General features: G+C 45.9%; 11 protein-coding genes and 2 rRNA genes. 10 read left to right on the top strand and 3 right to left on the bottom strand.

Annotation, left to right across the window (positions count from 1 at the left end; all coding sequences use genetic code 11):
* The 3 genes from F941_RS13640 to F941_RS13630 all read left to right on the top strand — a co-directional run.
* A 23S ribosomal RNA gene (locus F941_RS13640) occupies positions 1 to 898 on the top strand; the annotation flags it as partial.
* A gap of 184 nt (positions 899 to 1,082) precedes the next feature.
* Positions 1,083 to 1,197: ribosomal RNA gene (gene rrf / locus F941_RS13635) — 5S ribosomal RNA — on the top strand.
* Positions 1,198 to 1,740: 543 nt separating this feature from the next.
* Entirely contained in the window at positions 1,741 to 3,114 is a 1,374-nt protein-coding gene (locus F941_RS13630; RefSeq protein ID WP_005012354.1) for an MFS transporter, read from the top strand.
* 287 nt (positions 3,115 to 3,401) lie between these two features.
* Here the strand turns inward: F941_RS13630 and F941_RS13620 are convergent, their stop codons facing one another.
* A complete protein-coding gene (locus F941_RS13620) occupies positions 3,402 to 4,094 on the bottom strand; it encodes a TIGR04219 family outer membrane beta-barrel protein (RefSeq protein ID WP_005012352.1) in 693 nt (230 codons plus the stop codon).
* A 708-nt stretch (positions 4,095 to 4,802) separates the two neighbouring features.
* Here F941_RS13620 and F941_RS13615 point away from each other — a divergent pair.
* Complete coding sequence (locus F941_RS13615; protein ID WP_005012349.1) at positions 4,803 to 6,290, top strand: sodium-dependent transporter; 1,488 nt, start codon at positions 4,803 to 4,805, stop codon at positions 6,288 to 6,290.
* A gap of 1 nt (position 6,291) precedes the next feature.
* On the top strand, positions 6,292 to 6,435 hold the full coding sequence (locus tag F941_RS16300) for a methionine/alanine import family NSS transporter small subunit (protein WP_005012345.1): 144 nt from the start codon (positions 6,292 to 6,294) through the stop codon (positions 6,433 to 6,435).
* Positions 6,436 to 6,532: 97 nt separating this feature from the next.
* On the opposite strand, the gene rsmB is transcribed toward F941_RS16300, so the two are convergent.
* Both rsmB and fmt read right to left on the bottom strand, forming a co-directional pair.
* Positions 6,533 to 7,840, bottom strand: coding sequence for a 16S rRNA (cytosine(967)-C(5))-methyltransferase RsmB (gene rsmB / locus F941_RS13610; protein ID WP_005012344.1), 1,308 nt, complete (start codon positions 7,838 to 7,840; stop codon positions 6,533 to 6,535).
* Positions 7,837 to 8,799: a methionyl-tRNA formyltransferase gene (gene fmt / locus F941_RS13605; RefSeq protein WP_005012343.1), complete on the bottom strand. Its 963-nt coding sequence runs from the start codon at positions 8,797 to 8,799 to the stop codon at positions 7,837 to 7,839. The genes rsmB and fmt overlap by 4 nt, the downstream gene beginning before the upstream one ends.
* Before the next feature lie 410 nt (positions 8,800 to 9,209).
* Between fmt and F941_RS13600 the strand changes: the two genes are divergently transcribed.
* The 5 genes from F941_RS13600 (at position 9,210) to ilvD (F941_RS13580) (ending at position 22,578) form a co-directional block, all read left to right on the top strand.
* Positions 9,210 to 16,442: an ESPR-type extended signal peptide-containing protein gene (locus F941_RS13600; RefSeq protein WP_005012342.1), complete on the top strand. Its 7,233-nt coding sequence runs from the start codon at positions 9,210 to 9,212 to the stop codon at positions 16,440 to 16,442.
* 74 nt (positions 16,443 to 16,516) lie between these two features.
* On the top strand, positions 16,517 to 17,332 hold the full coding sequence (gene tpgA, locus F941_RS13595) for a trimeric autotransporter adhesin/peptidogylcan-associated protein TpgA (protein WP_005012336.1): 816 nt from the start codon (positions 16,517 to 16,519) through the stop codon (positions 17,330 to 17,332).
* Between the two features lie 71 nt (positions 17,333 to 17,403).
* Complete coding sequence (locus F941_RS13590) at positions 17,404 to 17,829, top strand: hypothetical protein (protein WP_005012334.1); 426 nt, start codon at positions 17,404 to 17,406, stop codon at positions 17,827 to 17,829.
* Between the two features lie 356 nt (positions 17,830 to 18,185).
* Entirely contained in the window at positions 18,186 to 20,015 is a 1,830-nt protein-coding gene (gene ilvD, locus F941_RS13585; protein ID WP_026253472.1) for a dihydroxy-acid dehydratase, read from the top strand.
* A gap of 877 nt (positions 20,016 to 20,892) precedes the next feature.
* Complete coding sequence (gene ilvD, locus F941_RS13580; RefSeq protein ID WP_005012328.1) at positions 20,893 to 22,578, top strand: dihydroxy-acid dehydratase; 1,686 nt, start codon at positions 20,893 to 20,895, stop codon at positions 22,576 to 22,578.
* Positions 22,579 to 22,580 lie beyond the last annotated feature (2 nt).

The raw sequence follows: 22,580 nt of genomic DNA, 5'->3' as shown, positions 1-22,580 counted from the left end.
TCAGTGAAATCGAAATCGCCGTGAAGATGCGGTGTACCCGCGGCTAGACGGAAAGACCCCGTGAACCTTTACTGCAGCTTGACATTGAACTTTGATCTTACTTGTGTAGGATAGGTGGGAGGCTTTGAAACCGCGACGCTAGTTGCGGTGGAGCCAATCTTGAAATACCACCCTGGTAATATTGAGGTTCTAACTCTGCTCCATAATCTGGAGCGAGGACCATGTCTGGTGGGTAGTTTGACTGGGGCGGTCTCCTCCTAAAGAGTAACGGAGGAGTACGAAGGTGCGCTCAGCGTGGTCGGAAATCACGCGTAGAGTATAAAGGCAAAAGCGCGCTTAACTGCGAGACCCACAAGTCGAGCAGGTACGAAAGTAGGTCTTAGTGATCCGGTGGTTCTGTATGGAAGGGCCATCGCTCAACGGATAAAAGGTACTCTGGGGATAACAGGCTGATACCGCCCAAGAGTTCATATCGACGGCGGTGTTTGGCACCTCGATGTCGGCTCATCTCATCCTGGGGCTGAAGCAGGTCCCAAGGGTATGGCTGTTCGCCATTTAAAGAGGTACGCGAGCTGGGTTTAGAACGTCGTGAGACAGTTCGGTCCCTATCTACCGTGGGCGCTGGAAATTTGAGAGGATCTGCTCCTAGTACGAGAGGACCAGAGTGGACGAACCTCTGGTGTACCGGTTGTGACGCCAGTCGCATCGCCGGGTAGCTATGTTCGGAAGGGATAACCGCTGAAAGCATCTAAGCGGGAAGCCTACCTCAAGATAAGATTTCCCTAGGACTTTATGTCCTCTAAAGAGCCGTTGAAGACTACGACGTTGATAGGCTGGATGTGGAAGTGCGGTGACGCATGAAGCTGACCAGTACTAATTGCTCGTGAGGCTTGACTATACAACGCCCAAGCAGCTGTATATCATGCTTCAATTGATTCACATATAATCAATCAAACTTGATTTAGTTAAAAAGCTAGATACAATGAACAAATTAAATGAACTCAAGTACTTCTGTTAATAACTCATTTGACCAAGCAACGGCACTGAAAAGATAAGACCAAATGCAAAGTCATAACAGTTGTGCTGGCGACAATAGCAAGAGTGAACCACCTGATCCCTTCCCGAACTCAGAAGTGAAACCTCTTAGCGCTGATGGTAGTGTGGGGTTACCCATGTGAGAGTAAGTCATCGCCAGCTCATTATTCGAAAACACCCCTAACTCAAGCAGTTAGGGGTGTTTTTTTATGCATTAAATAAAAATAGCAAATAATTGCCCGCGGAGAGCCTTGAGCGCAGTCTGAAGCCCTGATATTGATCTTCTTAAAATATGCAGCGTATTTTTATTGCTTCAAATATTATTTTATTCTGAGTTTTATTATGATTTAGTCTGATTCTTTTTGTCATTTAAGGGATAAATGCGGCTATAGGCTTAGGCCTTCATAATTTTTATAGATTATCTGGTTAAATCTGCCAATTTTTATATCAAATCATCTATTGTCTGATTGTTGAATTTAGATTATTAACGTATTGATTTTTATTAAAAATAAAACTAGACCCATGGTTCATCATTTAAGTATTAAATAAATATTTTAATTTTCTATAGCTTTTTCTGACATTTTATTACCAATTATGATTTTGATATTTTTAAGGTATGGAGTGATACCTTTGAAATTTTGGACAAAAACCATTCAAAACCGCATTGTAAACCGAAATTAATCTCACAATTGGAGGTGAGGTCTCATGTCGGCAAACACAATGAATGTGAATAATGCCATAGATAATGCAAAATTTACAAAATCGCATTTAAGCATCATGCTTTGGTGCTTAATTTTAATTTTATTTGATGGCTATGATTTAGCGATTAATGGCGTGGCTTTACCGCTGTTGATGAAAGATTGGGGGCTGACTACAGTTCAAGCGGGCATGCTGGCGAGTACGGCATTGGCTGGCATGATGTTTGGCGCGATGCTGTTTGGCACGCTGGCAGATAAGATTGGCCGTAAAAAGGTCATTATGATTTGCGTATTTTTATTCAGCGGTTTTACTTTTGCGGGCGGCTTTGCATCGAATCCAACTGAATTTGGCGCATTGCGGTTTTTAGCCGGTTTAGGCATAGGAGGTGTGCTTCCTAACCTTGTAGCGCTCACTTCGGAATATGCGCCGAAAAAGCTGCGCAGTACGCTGGTGACAACCATGTTCAGCGGCTATGCCATGGGGGGAATTATGGCAGCGCTGTTTGGATCATGGTTTACCCCAAGCTTTGGCTGGCCGATCATGTTCTTTATTGCGGGCTTTCCGCTGCTGTTATTGCCATTTGCATGGAAATTTTTGCCTGAGTCAGTGACTTTTTTAGTCAAGGTTAAGCGTCATGAGGAAGCGCGTCAAATTCTGAAAAAGATTTCTCCTGAGCAGCCTTTGAGTACCGATACAAAGCTTGAGCTGTCGGAAGTGACTGTACCTGGCGGAACAACAGTTAAGGCGCTGTATCAGCAGGGCCGGGGTATCGGTACAGCTTTATTCTGGCTTTGCTTTTTTATGTGCTTATTGACGCTCTATGCGTTAGGCAGCTGGCTGCCTAAATTGATGATGGCGGCAGGCTATTCGATGGGCAGCAGCTTAATGTTTCTGCTGGCGATGAATATTGGTGCAGTGATCGGGACTGTCGGCGGCGGCATTCTGGCAGATAGATTCCACTTAAAGCCGGTGATTATCAGCTTATGTTTAGCAGGGGCGGTTGCATTGTCGCTGCTGGGCTTCAACTCGCCGCAGCCGGTTCTTTATTTCCTGGTTGCTGTTGCAGGCGCTTCTGCCATTGGCTCACAAATTTTGCTGTACAGTTATGTGGCGCAATATTATCCGTTATCTGTGCGTTCAACAGGAATCGGCTGGGCGTCCGCAGTTGGCCGTACGGGGGCGATTGTCGGGCCCATTTTGATCGGTATTCTATTGTCTAAAGAATTTCCGCATCAAGTCAACTTTATGGCCGTCGGCATTCCTGTGGTGATTGCGGCTGTTGCGGTGTTCTTTATCCGCAAAAGCGAAACAGACGTTGAAGAGATTCAAGCCGAAGCTTTGTCTAAAAAGGCGTTAAAGGCACAGCGTTCATTGGGCTAATTTCATGCTTGATTAAAAGGCCCATGTTATCGGGGCTTTTTTACGCTTAAAAGAATCGGGTTGCAAAGAAAAAAGCCCTTGGTATCCTGCCAAGGGCTTTTTCGTATCAGTTTTCGACTGAACTCCTGTTCGGTCTAAGCTTCCTGCTTTCTTTAATTTTATTCTTTTAATTTTGCTCTTTTGAGACATCCTGTCTCTGTATGATCTCAATATATTTGAATTCAGCATGGCTGTATAGCACTGCATTTCGTCAACGCTTGTAAGCGATTGCGTACATGGCAATGCATTTAAAAATGCGCTTCTACGCCTAAATATGGGCCTTTAAATTTCAGTTTAGCTTCGTCATCTGAATCTTTCTGCAATTGAATATCCAGTATGCGGTAACCGATTTTTGCGCCGACATCGACTAAAGCAGAATCAATAAAATTATATTTCAGTTCAGCCTGCGCATCCGTGACTTGCTCATGATTCAATCCAGCTACGCTGACTTCAGCATTCGCGCTCAATCCTGTCAAAGGCAATTTTACGCCTGCCTGCGCGTACAGCATAGGCAGGGTTTCACTGATATCTTGCGTTGAAGTGTAATTATGGCGAATATCACCCTCAATGCTTTTCACACCTGCGCCGACATCTGCATTGATAATATTGTCCAAGATTTCGTAATACAGAATAAAGTCTGAGTAATTGATATCGAGCTGGTTACGCTGAACATCAGAAAAGCTTTCTGCGCTTTCTGCCTGCAGATTAATATGCTTAATTTTGACATTGGGCAAAAAGGGTACAGGATGTTCAATGGCTGCAGAGAAAGCAAGTCCGCGGTCATCATCCAGTTCAGACTGAGCGGGATTGTGCTGCGGATGGCTCAGATCCGCATTGTATTGCCAGTAATCAATGCTGCCTTTGAGTCCAATAAAATCAGCATGCGCGCTATGCAGCGCCGTTATGCCCAGAATGGCGCAAAGGAGATTTAAAGCTTTCATGTTGCATCCCATCTATGAAAAATAATTTTAAAAGTTTGAGGCGGCTGAAAAGTGCCCATATTCCACGCGCATCATAGCTTGAATGTGCTCCTGCGAAAAGAAAATCTGAAGTCCGTTTGTTTTAAAAAAAATGCTATTAAAACGTTAGGACTGTAATTTACTTATAAAAAATGAAGGAAATCACATGAATAATGCGCTAAAAGGGCAGACGGACATGCTGAAACTAGGCTGATGCAGAGCGGCATTTGATGAATGGTGAAAAAATCGCTTGGAATTTATATCAAAGAGCTGAAAAAGCGGTTTGATGATGTGCTGAATGCCGGTTAGCCGCGCGGTTTAAAGGCGCATTGATTCAAGCGGCAAATACATTCCAAAAAGTTTGTTTATTTATGAATAATAATGTATAAAAAATAAGCTGATAATTTGTTCAAATGAATAGAAATATATTATGAAAAGTGAATATTTCAGCCACAAATTACAGAAAATTTGCTTAAAAGACGGTATTGTTTAGTTCATATAAAGGTCAATATCTGTAAAGAACTTTAAGCAAGATTTAGCAGAATTTTCCTGTTTGCAATTAGCTGATACCGCTCAAAAGGCGGCGCCGCTATGTTCAGACACACAGAATTATTTTTTTAATGGCACTTTTGCGGCTTGCGAATAATCGATAAAAAAGCAGCATCAAAAGAAGCCTAAGGTTGATATTTTATGACAGATACTCGTGAAAACTGGACGTCACGATCGGGCTTTATTATTGCAGCCGTCGGATCTGCGGTAGGGCTTGGCAACATTTGGCGTTTCCCTTATGTTGCCTATGAAAATGGCGGCGGCGCATTTTTAATTCCATATTTAATTGCTTTAATTACTGCGGGCTTACCGCTTTTATTCTTAGATTACGCGGTTGGCCATAAAAGCAGCGGCTCGCCTCCAAAAGCATACCGCAAGCTGTTCCGCGGCGGCGAGACTCTGGGCTGGTGGCAAGTCTGCGTGTGCATTATTATTGGCCTGTACTATGCCAGCGTGCTGACTTGGGCCGGCAGCTATGTGTATTTCTCGATTGGCCAAATGTGGGGCCATGATCCTGAAGGCTTCTTTTTTAAGACCTATTTGCAGACCAGTGATGCAGCCGGCTTTGATCCAAGATTTGTCAGCCATATCTTCTGGCCATTGGCAGGCATTTGGGCGCTGACGCTGGTGATTTTATACGGCGGAGTGAAAAAAGGCGTAGAGCTTTCAAATAAAATTTTCATGCCGTTATTATTTGTGCTGTTTACAGTCTTAGTCATTCAGGCATTGCGCTTGCCAGGCGCTGCAGCGGGCTTAAATGCTTTCTTTACGCCGAACTGGGCCGCCATGATGGATTACAAAGTCTGGCTGGCGGCCTATGGCCATACCTTCTTCTCGCTGTCTGTAGGCTTCGGGATTATGGTGACCTATGCGTCTTATTTAAAACCGAAAACCAATTTGACCGGTTCAGGCTTAATTGTTGGTTTTGCAAATGCATCGACTGAAATATTAGCGGGCATCGGTATCTTTGCCGCGCTGGGCTTTATGGCCTATACCGCAAATTCGAATGTTCAGGATGTGGTCAGCGGCGGAATTGGCTTAGCTTTTATTGCCTTTCCTAAAATTATTTCCAGCATGGGTTCTGGTTCAGACCTCTTTGGCTTTTTATTCTTCACTTCGCTTTTTGTCGCGGGCATTTCATCAATGGTCAGTATTTTGGAAGTTCCAATTGCGGCCATGATGGATAAGCTGAAGTGGAGCCGTAAAAAAGCGGTCACGATTGTCGGCGGCGGAAGCGCAGTGGTTTCTATTGCGCTGTTTTCCAGTGTGAACTCAATTAAGCTGGTGGATATTATTGATCATTTCATCAATAACATCGGCATTATTGGCGGCGCTTTGCTGTCGATTGTCTGCATTGCCTGGTTTAAGCGTTCGGCGCTACTGGAAATTAAAAATCATGTGAATGCCATTTCTACGGTAAAATTGGGCAAGGGCTGGGATTTCACTTTAACGGTGATCACTTCACTTATTCTGCTGGTGACGCTGGCCATGACGGTTTACCACCTGCTGATGAAAGGCTATGGTGATTACAGCGCCAGCCTTCAATGGATATTTGGCTGGGGCTGTGTGATGTTCTGTGCTGTGGTTGCTGTTATTTTGGCGCAAATGAAAGACCGTGAGGAGCGTTAAGATGAATACTTCCGCAATTGTGATGATGGTGATTTCCATGGTGTTTTTATGGGGCGGATTGGCGTTGTCCATTCTGCATTTAATGAAGAACCCGGAAGAGCTGGATGATGTGTTGGAAGATGTGAAGGACCAGCACACGCTTTAATAATTATCCCGAAAAAAAAGCAGGCTTTACAGCCTGCTTTTTTTATCCGCGCCTGCTCAGCTTCTGCTTTTAAGCGGGGGGAGAGCGTCAAGGGGTGTTAAGCGGTTTTCTGGATTCGGCAATAATAGAAACCGTCGCCAAAACCATTCTCAGGCAAGAGCTGACGGCCGTGGATTTGCGCCAGCCCCCAATTTTCTTCAATTTTAATTTCTTCGGCATCTGCATGTTCCGCAAAGAAATTCACCATCTGCTGTTCATTCTCAATTTTTAAAATAGAGCATGTGATATACAGCAGTGTTCCGCCGACTTTCAATTGCCCCCACATGTGGTTCAAAATCTGCTTTTGCAAATCTGCAGTTTGCTGAATGTCGGCCGACTGGCGCAGTAAACGGATATCCGGATGGCGGCGCATGACGCCAATGGCGGAACATGGCGCATCCAGCACAATGCAGTCTACAGGTTCTGGCGCAGTCCATTTGGCTGCATCCGCAGTGATAATTTCGACATCCGCCTGCGCGCTTAATTCCAGGCGCTCTAAGTTTTCCGAAACACGGAGCAAACGCTTGGCGTCATGGTCCAGCGCAATTAATTTTTTAGGCTGGAAGCGTTCTAAAATGTGCGCGGTTTTACCGCCTGGCGCAGCGCAGGCATCCACGACAACTTTGTCGTCAAGATTGGGCAGCAGCATGGCGCACAATTGCGCATGCTCATCCTGAACTGAAAAACCGCCTTCTTCAAAACCCGGCAGTTGGGTAATATTGCCTGTTTGCTCAAGGACAATGCCGGCATCTGAAAGATCGCATGCATGCGCGCCGATCTGTTCTTCATCTAAAATTTCAAGATATTCATCACGGCTGATTTGACGCTGATTGACGCGCAGGGTCAGCGGCGCAGTCTGCTTCAGATTCTGACAGAGTTCCGTCAGCTGTTCTGGCCAGTCTTTTTTCAGGCGCTTGAATAGCCAGCTTGGCAGGCCATGGCTATTTCCCAAGGTAGTTTGGAATTCCTCTGTTTCACGTGAAACCCGGCGCAGAATGGCATTGACCAATCCGCTCATCGGCTCAAAGCCTAATTGCTTGACCGCGTTGACGGTTTCAGAAATTGCGGCATGTGCAGGAATGCGCGTGCATAAAAGCTGATATAAACCTAAATATAAACAGCTTTCTAAGGCTTCATTGTCTAAAGGCTTAGTGAGCAGGGGCAGGGTAATGGCTTTTAAAGAATACCACTGGCGCAAGCAGCCTAAGCTGAGCTCATGATACAAGCCGCGGTCACGTTCAGAAACAATATTGAGATGCTGGTTTAAGACAGATGTTAAAGATTGCCCATTTTGTACGGCCAGTAATGTCTTAACGACTTGCGCACGCAAATTCAAATTTTTTGCAGACGATTGAATTTGGCTCATGCGAATGTATTTCCTGCTGATAGTTTTTGAGTTTGATTAATTTGAACTGGATTTAACGCTTTACCGCCGGGCCATTGCAGGCTGGTGAGGCAAACGGCCTTTTCGTTGCCGCAAGCCACATGAACGCCAAGGCTGTCTAAACAGAGAATAGCGCCAGGCGCCTTTCCGGCAGCATTTTGCTCAGACAGCATTGAACCCCAAACACGCAGGTTATTGCTTTCGTCCAGCGGAATAAAAGCTACAGGCCATGGGTTAAATGCGCGGATATTGCGGTCAATGCTGACCGCATCCAGAGACCAGTCAATTTTTGCTTCCGCTTTAGACAATTTATGCGCATAGACCGTGAGTGATTCGTCCTGAACTTCACGGGTGTCTAAGTAATGCTTAAGCTTTTCTTCAGACTCGAGAACCGCAACGATTGCCTCCGCGCCTTGAAGCGCTAATTTATCTTGCAGGCTGGCTGACGTGTCGGTTGCGTCTATTGGGCAAATGGTTTTATACATCATGTCGCCGGTATCCAGGCCTGCCGCCATTTTCATGATGGTTACGCCTGTTTCTGCATCTCCCGCTGCAATCGCGCGCTGAATGGGCGCGGCGCCGCGCCAGCGGGGCAATAATGAGCCATGAATATTCAGGCAGCCGTATTGAGGCATATCCAGAACCGCTTGAGGCAGGATCAGGCCGTAAGCGGCCACAACCATGACATCGGCGTTCAATTCAGCTAATTCTTTTTGCGCAGCCAAGCCTTCTTCAGTTGACGCTTTGAAGTGCAAGGGCTGATAAACCGGCAAATTGTGTTCGAGGGCTAATTGCTTGACAGCAGATGCTGTCAGCTTCTGTCCGCGTCCAGCTTTGCGGTCAGGCTGAGTATAGACCGCGATAATTTCGTGATCTGTATTGATCAGCGCAGCCAGTGCTTCAGCTGCAAATTCAGGTGTACCCGCAAAGACGATTTTCACATGTATGCCTAAAAAATTAAAAGCTGATTATATCAAACATGGTTCAAAAAACCTTTGTCAGCCAAAATTTGTTAATTAATATAAAAAATGTATAAAAGTTTAGTTTTTTTAAATAAATAAAAGTGACTGTTTAAAAATATTTAATGATTTATTTTTGTAAAAACCGAAATCCTTTTGTTTTACTAAACAGTAAAAATAATTTATTTAGATATTTTAAATAAAATCATATTAAACATAACTTTAAGATAAGAATGGTGGTTATTTTTTGTATATTATTCATGTTTTACTAAAAAACAGATTAAAATAAAATAGATCAAACATATTTTTATGGACGTAATTTGTTGTGTTTTTGTGTGTGAAATCATTGAAATTAAAACACATAAATTCATTGAAAAGAGAGCCAGATTTAGATGAATAAAGTCTATAAAGTTGTGTGGAATGCTTCGTTAGGAGCTTGGATTGCTGTTTCTGAGTTGGCAAAAAGTCATTCAAAAACGAAATCAAAAAATCTTAAGTCAGTGATTCTGCCTTTGGTGGTCGGTATGACATTTTCTTCTGGAGCTTGGACCGCTCCATTTGCTGCCGGTGGCGGTAATGCTGCGGTATCCAATTCAATTGCAATAGGTACAGATGCAAGTACAGCCAGTGCAGTCAGTGGTGCAAATCAATCTGTTGCGATTGGCTATTCAACCAAAGCAAGCGGTGACCAATCGGTTGCTTTAGGTGCCAATGTGATTGCATCAGGCAATTCAGCTATTGCTATTGGCGGCGATGATATTGACCGTATTGCCAATGATAAGGCGGTTAACGACTCTTATCAGGCATTGACAGGTGTCCGTTTGGTTGCGGGTAATGCAGCAGGCGGCAGTTATCGTTCAACCACTGCAAGTGGTGCCGGCGCAACTGCAATGGGGACGCAGTCGGCAGCTTCTGGTGATTTTGCAGTAGCTTTGGGTATGACCTCAACTGCAAGTGGCGATGCAAGTTCAGCATTGGGTGTCTATGCAAATGCGTCTGGCGGCGGCGCGCTGGCGATTGGCGCAATTTCTAAAGCGCAAGCAGAGCAAAGTATTGCATTGGGAACAAATGCAAAGGTTGTACAAGCTGCATCTAACTCAATTGCCATTGGTAATGGCGCGGTAGCAAATAATAAAGATTCTATCGCCATGGGTGCTGGATCAACTGCAAACAGTCAAACTTTGTCAAATCAAGCCTATTTGGTCGGGGGCACTGCCAAAGGCGAAATGAATATTGGGGACCGCCGTATTACGGGGGTAAGTGCAGGCTCTGCAGATACAGATGCAGTCAATGTTTCACAGCTGAAAAAAGCGGCTGCTCTAGCGAAAACAACGGTCAGTAAAGGCAAAAATATTGAGTTAACAACGACTCAAAATGCAGATGGCAGCACCAATTATGAAGTTGCAACAGCAGATGATTTAAATGTAACGTCTGTGACAGCTGGCAATGCCACGCTGAACAATAATGGTCTAGCGATTGCAGGTGGTCCGAGTGTACTGGCTTCCGGTATTGATGCAGGCAGCAAAAAAGTGACCAATGTCGCCAATGGTGATATCAGTGCTGCTTCAAAAGATGCCGTGAATGGCAGCCAGCTTTATCAAACCAACCAAAATGTAACGAATGCGCAGACAGCTGCGGACGCTGCGCAAGCAGCAGCAAATAAAGGCATTAGCTTTGGTGATGGCAAAACCAATAATAACTATGCGCTGGGTGAAACAATAAATGTGAAGGGTGACAGCAATGTTACCAGCACGACTACAAGTGATGGCGTACAGCTAGCTTTAGCGAAAGACATTACTGTAGACAGTATTGCCGCTGGAAACAGTGTTTTAAATAATAGCGGCCTAACCATTGCTGGCGGTCCGAGTGTACTGGCTGCCGGTATTGATGCAGGCAGCAAAAAAGTGACTAATGTCGCCAATGGTGATATCAGCGCTGCTTCAAAAGATGCCGTGAATGGCAGTCAGTTAAGTGATCTGATTGGCGCACCTGTGACCACTGACGCTAACGGTAAAACTGTAGTGTCAAATATTGGCGGCACGACAGCCAGCAATATCAATGATGCGATCCAGCAGGTGAACACCGCAGCAAATGCCGGCTGGAACGTCACAGGTTCAGGTGCAAACTCCGCAAATATTGGCCCGAATGGCAAATTAGATGTCGTTGGTGACAGCAATATTAGTGTTCAGCAAACAGGCACAGATCAAGATGCGAAATTAGAAATTAATTTAGCGAAAGATTTAACAGTTGACAGCCTCACAGCAGGCAATACGGTCCTCAACCCAAATGGCTTAAGCTTTATTACTGCGGCAGGTGATCCTGCAGGTCCGAGCATTACATCTACTGGCATTAATGCGGGTGATTATAAAATTACTCAAGTGGGTAAAGGCGACGTCACTGCTACGTCTACCGATGCAATTAATGGCAGTCAATTGTTTGCTGTACAGCAAACTGTCGATAACGTGATTACCAATGCATTACAGGGTGTACAGGCTAAGTTTTCTGTCGCGAGCAATGGAGATACTCCATCATTAGTCGGTGAAGGTGCTGTTTTAGATATTGGAACAGATGCTGCTGAAAGTAATTTAACGGTATCGCGTATCGGTACAACGATTGATTTTGCATTGAAGAAAGATCTTAAATTAGATTCTGTAACAACTGGCTCGACCAAGATTAGCGATGCAGGCCTGCAATTTGTAAACAATGCAGGGGCTGTAACTGGGCCAAGTGTTGCGTCTACTGGAATTCAGGCAGGTGATTTAAAAGTTACCAATGTTGCCAAAGGCGATATTGCTGCAAACTCTAAAGATGCAGTGAATGGCGGCCAATTAAGTGATTTGATTGGTGCGCCTGTGACAACAGATGCCAATGGCAATACTGTGGTGTCAAACTTAGGTGGTACAACTGCAAATAATATCAATGACGCGATTCAGCAAGTCAATAACACTGCAAATGCAGGCTGGAATGTTACAGGTTCTGGTGCAAATTCTGCAAATATTGGTCCGAAGGGCAAGCTTGATGTCAAAGGCAGCAACAGCAATCTAAAAGTGAGCCAAACAGGCACAGATCAGGATGCCGTGCTTGAAATTGCGCTTTCTGATAACTTGAAAGTAGACAGTCTGACAGCAGGCAACAGCACATTGAGTACCGACGGGCTGAGGGTGAAAGATGCGGCTGGCAATACAACAGCGCTTGGCAATAACGGTTTAAGTTTCACTAATGCGGCTGGAACAGCTACGGGCCCAAGCATTAGCATGAGCGGCCTTGATGCTGGCAATAAGGTCATCAGCAATGTTGTTGCTGGCGCGATCACATCGACTTCGAAAGAAGCCGTGAATGGCTCACAGCTGGGCAACCTGATGGGCACAGCGGTGACCACGGTTCAAAATGCAGACGGCAGCACAACGGTAACAGCGCCGAATCTTGGCGGCACAACGGCCAATAATGTGCATGATGCAATTCAGCAGGTAAATACAACTGCAGCAGATGCATTAACCACTGCGAATAAAGGCTTTGCATTAAAAGCGCAAGACGGCAGAACGGTTCAAAAAGCTTTGGGTGAAGCTGTTGACGTGGTTGGCGCAGATTCAAATATTGAGACGCTGGTTGCGAATGGCCAAGTTCAAATTCGTTTGGGTGATAACATTAATGTCGCCAACAGCATTACGGCGGGCGGCAATACTTTAAATGCGCAAGGCTTAACTGTAGGCGACAGCACTTTAAGCAGCATGGGCTTAAGCATTGCCAACGGCGGCCCAAGTGTTACATCTGCAGGCATTGACGCTGGCAATAAAGTCATCAGCAGTGTCGCTGCGGGCGCGATTTCATCGACATCGCAAGATGCGGTGAATGGCAGCCAGTTGTATGCTGCGCAAAATAATGTGGCGAATGTGATTGGCGGCAATACTAAAGTTGATCCAAATACAGGTAATATCAGTACGTCTAATATTGGCGGTACAGGTAAAAACACCATTTCTGAAGCTGTGGCCGCTGCGAAAAGCACGGTGGCAGAAGGCAAGAACATTACCGTTAAAGAAACAAAAAATACGGACGGCAGCAGCAACTACATCGTGGCAACTGCAGATGATTTAGATATTAAATCTTTGAAAGCAGGCGATACGCTGATTAACAGCAACGGTTTAACCATTGCCAATGGCCCAAGTATTACTTTAGCTGGCATTAATGCCGGCAATAAAGTGATCAGCGATGTTGCTGCAGGCAGCATTTCCGCAGCTTCAAAAGATGCGGTGAATGGCAGTCAGCTGTATGGCGCGCAGAATAATGTGGCCAGCCTGATTGGCGGAAGCACGGTAATTGATCCAAATACCGGGGCAGTGACTGCTGCAAATATTGGCGGTACGGGTAAAAACACCATTTCTGAAGCGGTTGCTGCAGCCAAAACGACTGTGACTGAAGGCAAAAACATTACGGTTAAAGAAACGAAAAATGCCGATGGCAGCAGCAATTATCAAGTCGCGACAGCGGATAATTTGGATGTGACATCTCTGAAAGCCGGCAATACACTCATTAATAATAATGGTTTAAGTATTACAGGCGGCCCAAGCGTTTTAGCTTCAGGCATCAATGCAGGCAATAAGAAAATTACCAATGTTGCCAATGGTGATGTCACATCTACTTCAAGCGATGCCGTGAATGGCAGCCAGCTTTATGCGGTAGATTCGCGTATTGATCAGATCTTAAATCAAAATATTGCCAATCTTGAGCAAGGTTTCAGTTTAACCGCAAATGGTCAAAACACCGCAGCCGTTGTGGCCGGTGCAACGATTGATATTGGTACAGCAGCGGATGAGAAAAACCTCACTGTGACCAAATCCGGCAATACGATTGATTTTGCATTGAACCCGGATTTGAAGGTAACTTCGGTGACTGCAGGCGGCACGGTATTAAATAACCAAGGCTTAAGTTTTGTGGGGCAGGATGCAAACGGTAACCCCATTGCCACAGGGCCAAGCGTTGGCGTAAATGGCATTGATGCGGGCAACAAGAAAATTGCCAATGTTGCCAATGGCGATGTTTCTGCAAGTTCAAAAGATGCAATAAATGGCAGCCAGCTGTATAGCGCGCAAAACAATGTGGCGAATGTGATTGGCGGCAATACATCCATTGATCCAAACACCGGCAATATCAATGCGTCGAATATTGGTGGTACAGGCAAAAACACCATTTCTGAAGCCGTAGCTGCAGCCAAAACAACGGTCAGCAAAGGCAAAAACATGGAAGTGAAAGCCACTCAAAATGCAGATGGCAGCACCAACTATGAAGTTGCAACGTCTGATAACTTAGATGTGACTTCATTAAAAGCCGGCAATACCACAATTAATAACAGTGGTTTAAGCATTGCTGGCGGTCCAAGTATTCTAGCTTCTGGGATTGATGCAGGCAACAAGAAAATTGCCAATGTTGCCAATGGCGATGTTACTGCAAGTTCGAAAGATGCCGTGAATGGCAGCCAGCTGTATAGCGCGCAAAACAATGTGGCGAATGTGATTGGCGGCAATACATCGATTGATCCAAATACCGGCAATATCAGTACATCCAATATTGGCGGTACAGGCAAAAACACCATTGATGAAGCGGTCGCTGCGGCTAAAACCACGGTGAGCCAAGGCAAAAACATGGTGGTGACTGAAACTAAAAATGCCGACGGCAGCAGCGACTATAAAGTTGCAACGTCTGATCATTTAGATGTGACTTCGTTGAAAGCTGGAAATAGTCTACTGAATAACCAAGGTTTAACCATTGTTGGCGGCCCGAGTGTTCTGGTTTCAGGCATTAATGCAGGCAACAAAAAAATCACCAGTGTTGCCAACGGTTCAGTGACTTCAACTTCACAAGATGCTGTGAACGGCAGCCAGCTATATGCGCTGGATTCACGTTTAGACAGCATTATTAACAAGAACATTAATGCCTTAGAAAAAGGCTTTAATTTAAGCGCCAACGGACTGAATGAAAAAGCCGTGGTTGCGGGTGAAACCATTGATATTGGCACCGCATCAGCTGAGAAAAACCTGACAGTCACTAAAACGGGCAATACCATTGATTTTGCATTGAACCCGGATCTAACTGTCGATTCTGTAAATGCAGGCGGTACGGTTATTAATGCTGATGGCTTAAGCTTCCAAACTTTGGATGCCAATGGCAACATCATTACGATGGGCCCAAGCATCAGTTATGCAGGCATTAATGCAGGCAATATGATTATTGCTAATGTTGCGAATGGTGCGGTAAATGCAGCATCGCAAGATGCCGTGAATGGCCGCCAGCTGTATAACGCGCAAAACAATGTGGCGAACCTGATTGGCGGCAATACCGTTATTGATCCAAATACAGGCAATATCACCGCTTCAGATATTGGCGGCACGGGCGCAAACAACATCCATGATGCCATTCAATCAGTCAATAATGCGGCGGCCAATGCCAACCAAGGCTGGAATGTCAGCACCAATGGCGGCGCAGCCAGCAATGTGAAACCGGGAGATACCGTTGATTTCAGCAATGCTGATGGCAATCTAAAAGTTTCAAATCAGGGCAATAACATTACGGTCGATTTGAATAAAGACCTTAATTTGGGCGCTGCAGGCAGCGTAACAACGGGCGATACCAAAATTGATGACAATGGTTTAAGCATTGCCGGCGGTCCAAGCGTCACCAAAAACGGCATTGATGCCGGCAATAAGCAAGTGACCAATGTGGCTGACGGTCAAATTGCTGCGGGTTCACAAGATGCAGTCAATGGCGGTCAAATCCACGACATGATGGGCGCAGGCGCTTATGATGCTGCTGGCAACTTAAGCAACATCGGCGGCACAGGTGCAAACAATATTAATGATGCATTTGCAGCGGTGAACAAAGCAGCGACTGAGTCCAAAACGACAGTCACAGCGGGTTCAAACATTGATGTGACGTCTACTAAAAATGCAGACGGCAGCACAAACTATGTGGTGGCAACCAAAGATGACATGACTTTAAACAGTATTACTGCGAAAGAAATCAATGCGGATAAAGTCGTTGCGGGCAACACCACAATAGACAGCAATGGCGTGAGCATTAAAAACGGCCCATCAATGACTGCTTCCGGCGTAGATGCGGGCAATAAAGCGGTGAGCAATGTCAGCAATGGCGTGCAAACCAGTGACGCGGTGAATATGGGGCAATTGGCGCAGTATCTGGGCGGCGGCGCAGGCTATAACAACATCACTGAAAGCTTTGATGCGCCGGCGTATAACGTCAATGGCGGCAGCTACAATAACGTTGGCGATGCTTTGGGCGCATTAAACCAAGCCGATCAAGTGCTGGGTGACCGCATTACCAACTTAGGCGATCAGTTGCAGCAAGCATTCTACTCAACCAATCAGCGTATTGACGATGTAGAGAAAAAGGCCAATGCCGGCATTGCCGCAGCCATGGCGCTGGAAAATGCGCCGTACATTCCAGGCAAATACACCTATGCAGCGGGCGCAGCTTACCACGGCGGTGAAAATGCCATTGGCGTCACCTTGCGTAAAACTGCCGACAATGGCCGCTGGTCATTGACTGGCGGTGTGGCTGCAGGTTCATCAGGCGATCCAAGCGTGCGCGTCGGCATCAGCGGCGTGATTGATTAATGCATTAGACGGGAAAGAGCCATGCGCTCTTTCCCTCTTGTCCTTTTACTGCACATATACATATTGAGAAGACAATGAACACAATGTTAAAAAGCCTTATCGGCTCAGCAATCGTGGGTCTAGCATGCAGCACGCCAGTTTGGGCCGCTGAACAGTTGGACCTGAACATGGCGGATGAATCGGTTCATTTTCCGGAAGTGAAAGACAGCTATTTAGACCAAGTTCACCGCTATGAATATCATCAGGTGAACCGTTTGGATGCGGGCTTAACCAAAGACCAGATTCGCTATATTTTGGGACATCCTCACTTTAGCGAAGGCGTCTTTGCTGTGCGTGAATGGAATTATGTATTAGACATTCGTGTACCTGAAACACAGCAATACAAGCGCTGCCAGCTGCGCATTGACTTCGATAAAAAGTATTTGGCAAAAGCCTATTACTGGAAAGGTGAAGCTTGCCAAGGGCTAGCGCAATATGGCGCCAACAACGAGTCTGCAGATCCGAATGCTTTTGTAGCGTCTGGTTTAGATGCGGCGAACGAGCAAGCCAGTGTGCTGTTTGCTTTTGACCGTCATGATGAAGCAGCGCTTAACCGCGACTTCAGCCGTGTTGAAGAAATTGCCGACGCTATTAAAAAGTCTGGCAGCAAGCAAGTGCGTATTACTGGTTTTGCCGATAAATTAGGCAATTTTACCTATAACCAGGCTTTGTCTGCACAGCGTGCAAATACTGTGGCGTATCTGCTTACCCAAAACGGTATTCCAGCAGCGCAAATTAATATCGATGCCAATGGTTCAACCCGCATTTATAAGGAATGTGAAGGCCAAACAAAATCGGCATCGACTGTGGAATGCTTGGCGCCAAACCGCCGCGTAAATGTCAGCTGGTAAGCTCAAGTTCATCAAACCGATGTATTCAGCCATGCCTGTTTCAGGCATGGCATTTTTATAGTTGAAATGTAATGTTTAAAAAAATCTCCTGCCTTGCTTTGGCAAGTGTCTGTGCATTTTCGGCCCAAGCCTTTGATAAAACTCAAATGGATTTACAGAAAAATTTCTGGGGCACATGGTCTGTGTACAATGCTCAGACCAAATGCACAGAAACGTACCAATTTACCCAGCCAGCGCAAGTGGCCTATAGCGCGAAGCAGAAAAAAATGACAGGTGAATTTTCTGTCATCCGTACGCAGGATCCGAACCAGATTGATGTTTTTGCAATGTCGGTTGGCGCGGACAACAAAAAGGCCGGCTGCGGCAATCAAGCCACGGACTATAGCAAGGCACAAATCCGGTTAGGTTTGAAATGGATTTCGGCAAAAACGGCTGAATTATGCAGCGATCTGGAAGGTAAAAAGTGCTTAGGCCTTTATTTCATCAAGCAGAAATAATCCTTTCAATTAAAAAGCTTTTTCGGAAGCTTTTTTTATAACTTAAGATTGATCAATTTCGGATTTTTAATAAATTATATTTATATAAAATTTAAAAATTATTCATGAAAGTTTTGCAATGAATCTGGAGTGATGGCGTTATAGTAGATTTCATTAAAGATTCTTGTCGTCAGATCGTCGAGACGCACCTATACACATATCTGCCATTTTATTCAACGAATGGGTCATCTTGAAAAACAATGGCTTGTAGTATGATATGTGTAAAATTCGGCTGATTTAACATCATGGTCAGTATGATTTAGCCAAAATGAATCTGTCTGATTCATTTCAAGCTCAAACTTTGTTGGAAATATATAATGCCTGACTATCGTTCAAAAACATCGACACACGGAAGAAATATGGCTGGCGCACGCGGTTTATGGCGTGCGACGGGGATGAAAGATGAAGACTTTGGCAAGCCGATTATTGCGGTGGTCAATTCATTCACGCAATTCGTTCCCGGTCATGTGCATTTGAAAGACTTGGGTCAATTGGTCGCGCGCCAAATTGAACAGGCAGGCGGTGTAGCCAAAGAGTTTAATACCATTGCGGTCGATGACGGTATTGCGATGGGGCATGACGGCATGCTGTATTCACTGCCTTCACGTGACTTGATTGCAGACTCTGTAGAATACATGGTGAATGCGCATTGCGCCGATGCCATGGTCTGCATTTCGAACTGTGACAAGATTACCCCGGGAATGCTCATGGCCTCTATGCGCCTCAACATTCCGGTGGTGTTTGTTTCTGGCGGGCCAATGGAAGCGGGTAAAGTCAAAATCCGCGGCAATGAACACGCGATTGACCTTGTCGATGCCATGATTGTCGCAGCCGATGACAGCTTCACCGATGAAGAAGTGGCTGAATATGAACGTTCAGCATGTCCAACCTGCGGTTCATGTTCAGGCATGTTTACTGCAAACTCAATGAACTGTTTAACCGAAGCTTTGGGTCTATCCCTTCCGGGCAACGGCTCGACACTTGCGACGCATGCCAACCGTCAAAAACTATTTGAGCGTGCGGGTCAATTGATTGTTGAAATTACCAAACGCCATTACGAACAAAACGATTACAGCTTATTGCCGCGTTCAATTGCCACTAAAGCAGCCTTTGAAAATGCAATGACGCTTGATGTTTCAATGGGCGGTTCAACCAATACAGTGCTTCATTTATTGGCGGCAGCGCACGAAGCTGAAGTTGATTTCACCATGGCCGACATTGACCGTTTGTCACGTAAAGTGCCGGTATTGTGTAAAGTTGCACCGGCAAAACAAGACGTGCATATGGAAGATGTGCACCGTGCCGGCGGCATCATGTCCATTTTGGGCGAATTGGACCGTGCCGGTTTATTGGATACTTCCGTACCGACCGTGCATGAAAAAACCTTGAAAGATGCTTTGGACAAATGGGACATCATCCGTACAGAAGATGAAGATGTATACAACTTCTTTAAATCGGCGCCGGGCGGCGTGCCAACGCAAACGGCATTCTCACAAAACCGCTACTATTCACGTTTAGATGGTGACCGTGAAAATGGCGTGATCCGTAACGCTGCCAATGCTTTCTCACAAGACGGCGGTTTAGCAGTGCTTTACGGCAACATTGCATTGGATGGCTGTATTGTCAAAACGGCGGGTGTTGACGATTCAATCTTGAAATTCAACGGCACAGCGCGTGTCTTTGAAAGCCAAGATTCAGCAGTTGAATCCATTTTGGGCAATGAAATTAAAGCCGGTGACGTGGTAGTGATCCGTTACGAAGGCCCGCGCGGCGGCCCGGGCATGCAGGAAATGCTGTATCCAACCAGCTACTTGAAATCGAAAGGCCTTGGTAAAGACTGTGCATTGCTCACCGATGGCCGTTTCTCTGGCGGTTCATCAGGCCTGTCGATCGGCCACGTGTCTCCGGAAGCGGCTGAAGGCGGCGCGATTGGTTTGGTGGAAGATGGCGACCGTATCGAAATCGATATTCCAAACCGCACCATCCACTTAGCCGTTGATGAAGCGACCATGGCAGCGCGCCGTGCAGCGCAAGAAGCGAAAGGCTGGAAGCCTGCGGAAGAGCGTCCGCGTAAAATCTCTAAAGCCTTGAAAGCGTATGCGATGCATACCACAAGTGCTTCTAAAGGCGCAGTACGTGAAATCTAAAGTTTAGATTTTTAAGTCAAAAAGCACTCCGCATGGGGTGCTTTTTTATGCAAAAAATTATTTTCAAACTCCCAGTTTTTGTTAAGTAGGGGTGCGACAGGAAGTCGCACGTTTGTCCGTATGGCAGGGATGCCATATCGGGCAAATAAGGGCTTTTGTTTACTTTTGGCCTGTCAAAAGTAAAAAGCGCCTACGAGATAATATTAGAAATTAATCAGGTAATTTGAGGCTGTATGGGAAACAATCTAAGGTCTATATCAATACTTTTTTTATAATGAAATTTTATATGGTACATATGATGTGTTTTATGAAATATACAGTTCGTACAATCTAAGTTTTTAAATTGGACGGTAGGGTACGACGGTGCCCTATCTTTTTTAAGCAAATGTTACTTTTGTTTTGGCAAAATGAGAAGCGAAGCTTTGCAAGGAAACCATCTTACGGAGCATTGCTCCTCACTGCAAAACTCGTTAAATACCCACATTTTTTCAGTTAATCACGGAAGCATTCGATATTAATTTTAGTCCTGCTTCGAACCGCTGCAGATGGTCTTGCCGCGTATCAAATATCATAAATGGCGTTTGCTTCCGCTGGTTTATGCGCTGCAGAGGGGAAAGAATGGACGTTCCCTCTGCTTTAAAAAGAGAGGGCTAGGGAGAGGATTGATATGAAAAAAAACTTCATCCTTTTGCGGAGCATGCTCCTCATCCCGAAAAAAGAAGAGGCTTTCAATATTCATTTTATGAGCGGTTTAGTGATCATTTTGGATTTTTGAAAGAGGTTCACTATGTTGCGCTGTCTTATTTCTATACAATAAATGCAAAACAATTCGCCAAAGGCTGAAGCTTAAAATCAGTCATCGCCAAGGAACATAACAATGATTAAAGAAAATATCCGCGAACATTCAGCCCCTGTCTATGAAGGCATTGAAAATGCGCCAGCCCGTTCCATGATGCGCGCAACAGGCTTTCAGGATGAAGACTTTACCCGCGCTTTTATTGGCATTGCATCAACATGGGCCAATGTGACGCCGTGCAATATGCATATTGACGGCTTGGCGCGCGAAGCGGAATTCGGCGTGAATGCTGCTGGCGGCAAAGGCATTATTTTCAACACCATCACCATTTCTGACGGCATTTCCAACGGCACCGAAGGCATGAAGTACTCTTTGCTGTCACGGGAAATTATTGCCGATTCCATTGAAGCCGTGGTGGGCTGTCAGGCCTATGACGGTGTGATTGCGATTGGCGGCTGTGACAAAAACATGCCGGGCTGCATTATGGGCCTAGCGCGCTTAAACCGTCCGGGTTTATTTATTTACGGCGGTACCATTAAGCCGGGTGCAGGGCATACCGACATGATTTCGGTGTTTGAAGCCGTGGGGCAGTATGCCAAAGGCGAAATCAATGAAATCCAGGTCAAGCAGATAGAAGAAGTTTCACTGCCAGGCCCGGGTTCCTGCGGCGGCATGTATACCGCTAATTCGATGGCCTCCGCGATTGAAGCTTTGGGGATGAGCCTGCCGGGATCATCGGCGCAGGAAGCCGTTTCGGCGGATAAACTGGCTGACTGCCAGCGCGCAGGCGAAGCGGTCATGAATCTGCTGCGCCTCGATCTCAAGCCGCGTGACATTATGACCAAAGCGGCGTTTGAAAACTCCATTAAAGTGCTGATTGCTTTGGGCGGCTCAACCAATGGCGTACTGCATTTGATTGCCATGGCGCATACGGCGGGCGTGGAACTCAGCTTGGATGACTTCGTCCGCATCGGTCAAGACATTCCAGTGGTGGCGGATGTGCGCCCATCAGGCAAATACCTGATGTCGGAGTTGATTGCGATTGGCGGCATTCAGCCGTTAATGAAACGCATGCTGAATGCCGGCATGCTGGACGGCTCTTGCTTAACGGTGACGGGCAAAACCTTGGCGGAAAATTTGGCGGATGTCGCAGACTATCCGGAAGGCCAGCAGATTATTCTGCCCTTTGATGCGCCGATTAAAAAAGACTCGCATCTGGTCGTGCTGAAAGGCAACCTGTCGCCAACGGGGGCGGTCGCTAAAATTACCGGCAAGGAAGGCTTATTCTTTGAAGGCCCAGCACGGGTGTTTGAAGGTGAGCAGGGCGCCATGCGCGGCATTTTGGATGGCGAAGTGCAGGAAGGCGAAGTGGTGGTCATCCGCGGTGTAGGGCCGAAAGGCGGGCCGGGCATGCCGGAAATGCTGAAACCGACCTCTGCGATTATTGGCAAAGGCTTAGGCAAGTCTGTGGCGCTGCTGACCGATGGCCGTTTTTCCGGCGGCAGCCATGGCTTCGTGATTGGCCATGTCACGCCGGAAGCGTATGAAGGCGGGCCGATTGGGCTGGTTAAAAATGGCGATAAAATTTCCATTAATGCCGAAACCCGTGAAATGACCTGGCATGTGTCGGAAAATGAAATTGCAGCCCGCAAGGCGGCTTGGGTCAAGCCTAAGCCGAATTATATCCATGGCGCCTTAGCCAAGTTTGCAAAATTGACTTCAGGGGCTGAGAAAGGAGCAGTTACGGATCTGAATTTAGATGTATAATT

It is taken from the genome of Acinetobacter bouvetii DSM 14964 = CIP 107468, assembly GCF_000368865.1.
Classification (GTDB): Bacteria; Pseudomonadota; Gammaproteobacteria; order Pseudomonadales; family Moraxellaceae; genus Acinetobacter; species Acinetobacter bouvetii.
This window is presented reverse-complemented; position numbering and strand designations above follow the sequence as displayed.

What these genes read in the sequence shown, in the direction of transcription:
- F941_RS13630 (WP_005012354.1), top strand. Translation starts at nt 1,741, where the DNA reads ATGTCGGCAAACACAATGAATGTGAATAATGCCATAGATAATGCAAAA.
- F941_RS13620 (WP_005012352.1), bottom strand. Translation starts at nt 4,094, where the DNA reads ATGAAAGCTTTAAATCTCCTTTGCGCCATTCTGGGCATAACGGCGCTG.
- F941_RS13615 (WP_005012349.1), top strand. Translation starts at nt 4,803, where the DNA reads ATGACAGATACTCGTGAAAACTGGACGTCACGATCGGGCTTTATTATT.
- F941_RS16300 (WP_005012345.1), top strand. Translation starts at nt 6,292, where the DNA reads ATGAATACTTCCGCAATTGTGATGATGGTGATTTCCATGGTGTTTTTA.
- rsmB (WP_005012344.1), bottom strand. Translation starts at nt 7,840, where the DNA reads ATGAGCCAAATTCAATCGTCTGCAAAAAATTTGAATTTGCGTGCGCAA.
- F941_RS13600 (WP_005012342.1), top strand. Translation starts at nt 9,210, where the DNA reads ATGAATAAAGTCTATAAAGTTGTGTGGAATGCTTCGTTAGGAGCTTGG.
- tpgA (WP_005012336.1), top strand. Translation starts at nt 16,517, where the DNA reads ATGAACACAATGTTAAAAAGCCTTATCGGCTCAGCAATCGTGGGTCTA.
- F941_RS13590 (WP_005012334.1), top strand. Translation starts at nt 17,404, where the DNA reads ATGTTTAAAAAAATCTCCTGCCTTGCTTTGGCAAGTGTCTGTGCATTT.
- ilvD (WP_026253472.1), top strand. Translation starts at nt 18,186, where the DNA reads ATGCCTGACTATCGTTCAAAAACATCGACACACGGAAGAAATATGGCT.
- ilvD (WP_005012328.1), top strand. Translation starts at nt 20,893, where the DNA reads ATGATTAAAGAAAATATCCGCGAACATTCAGCCCCTGTCTATGAAGGC.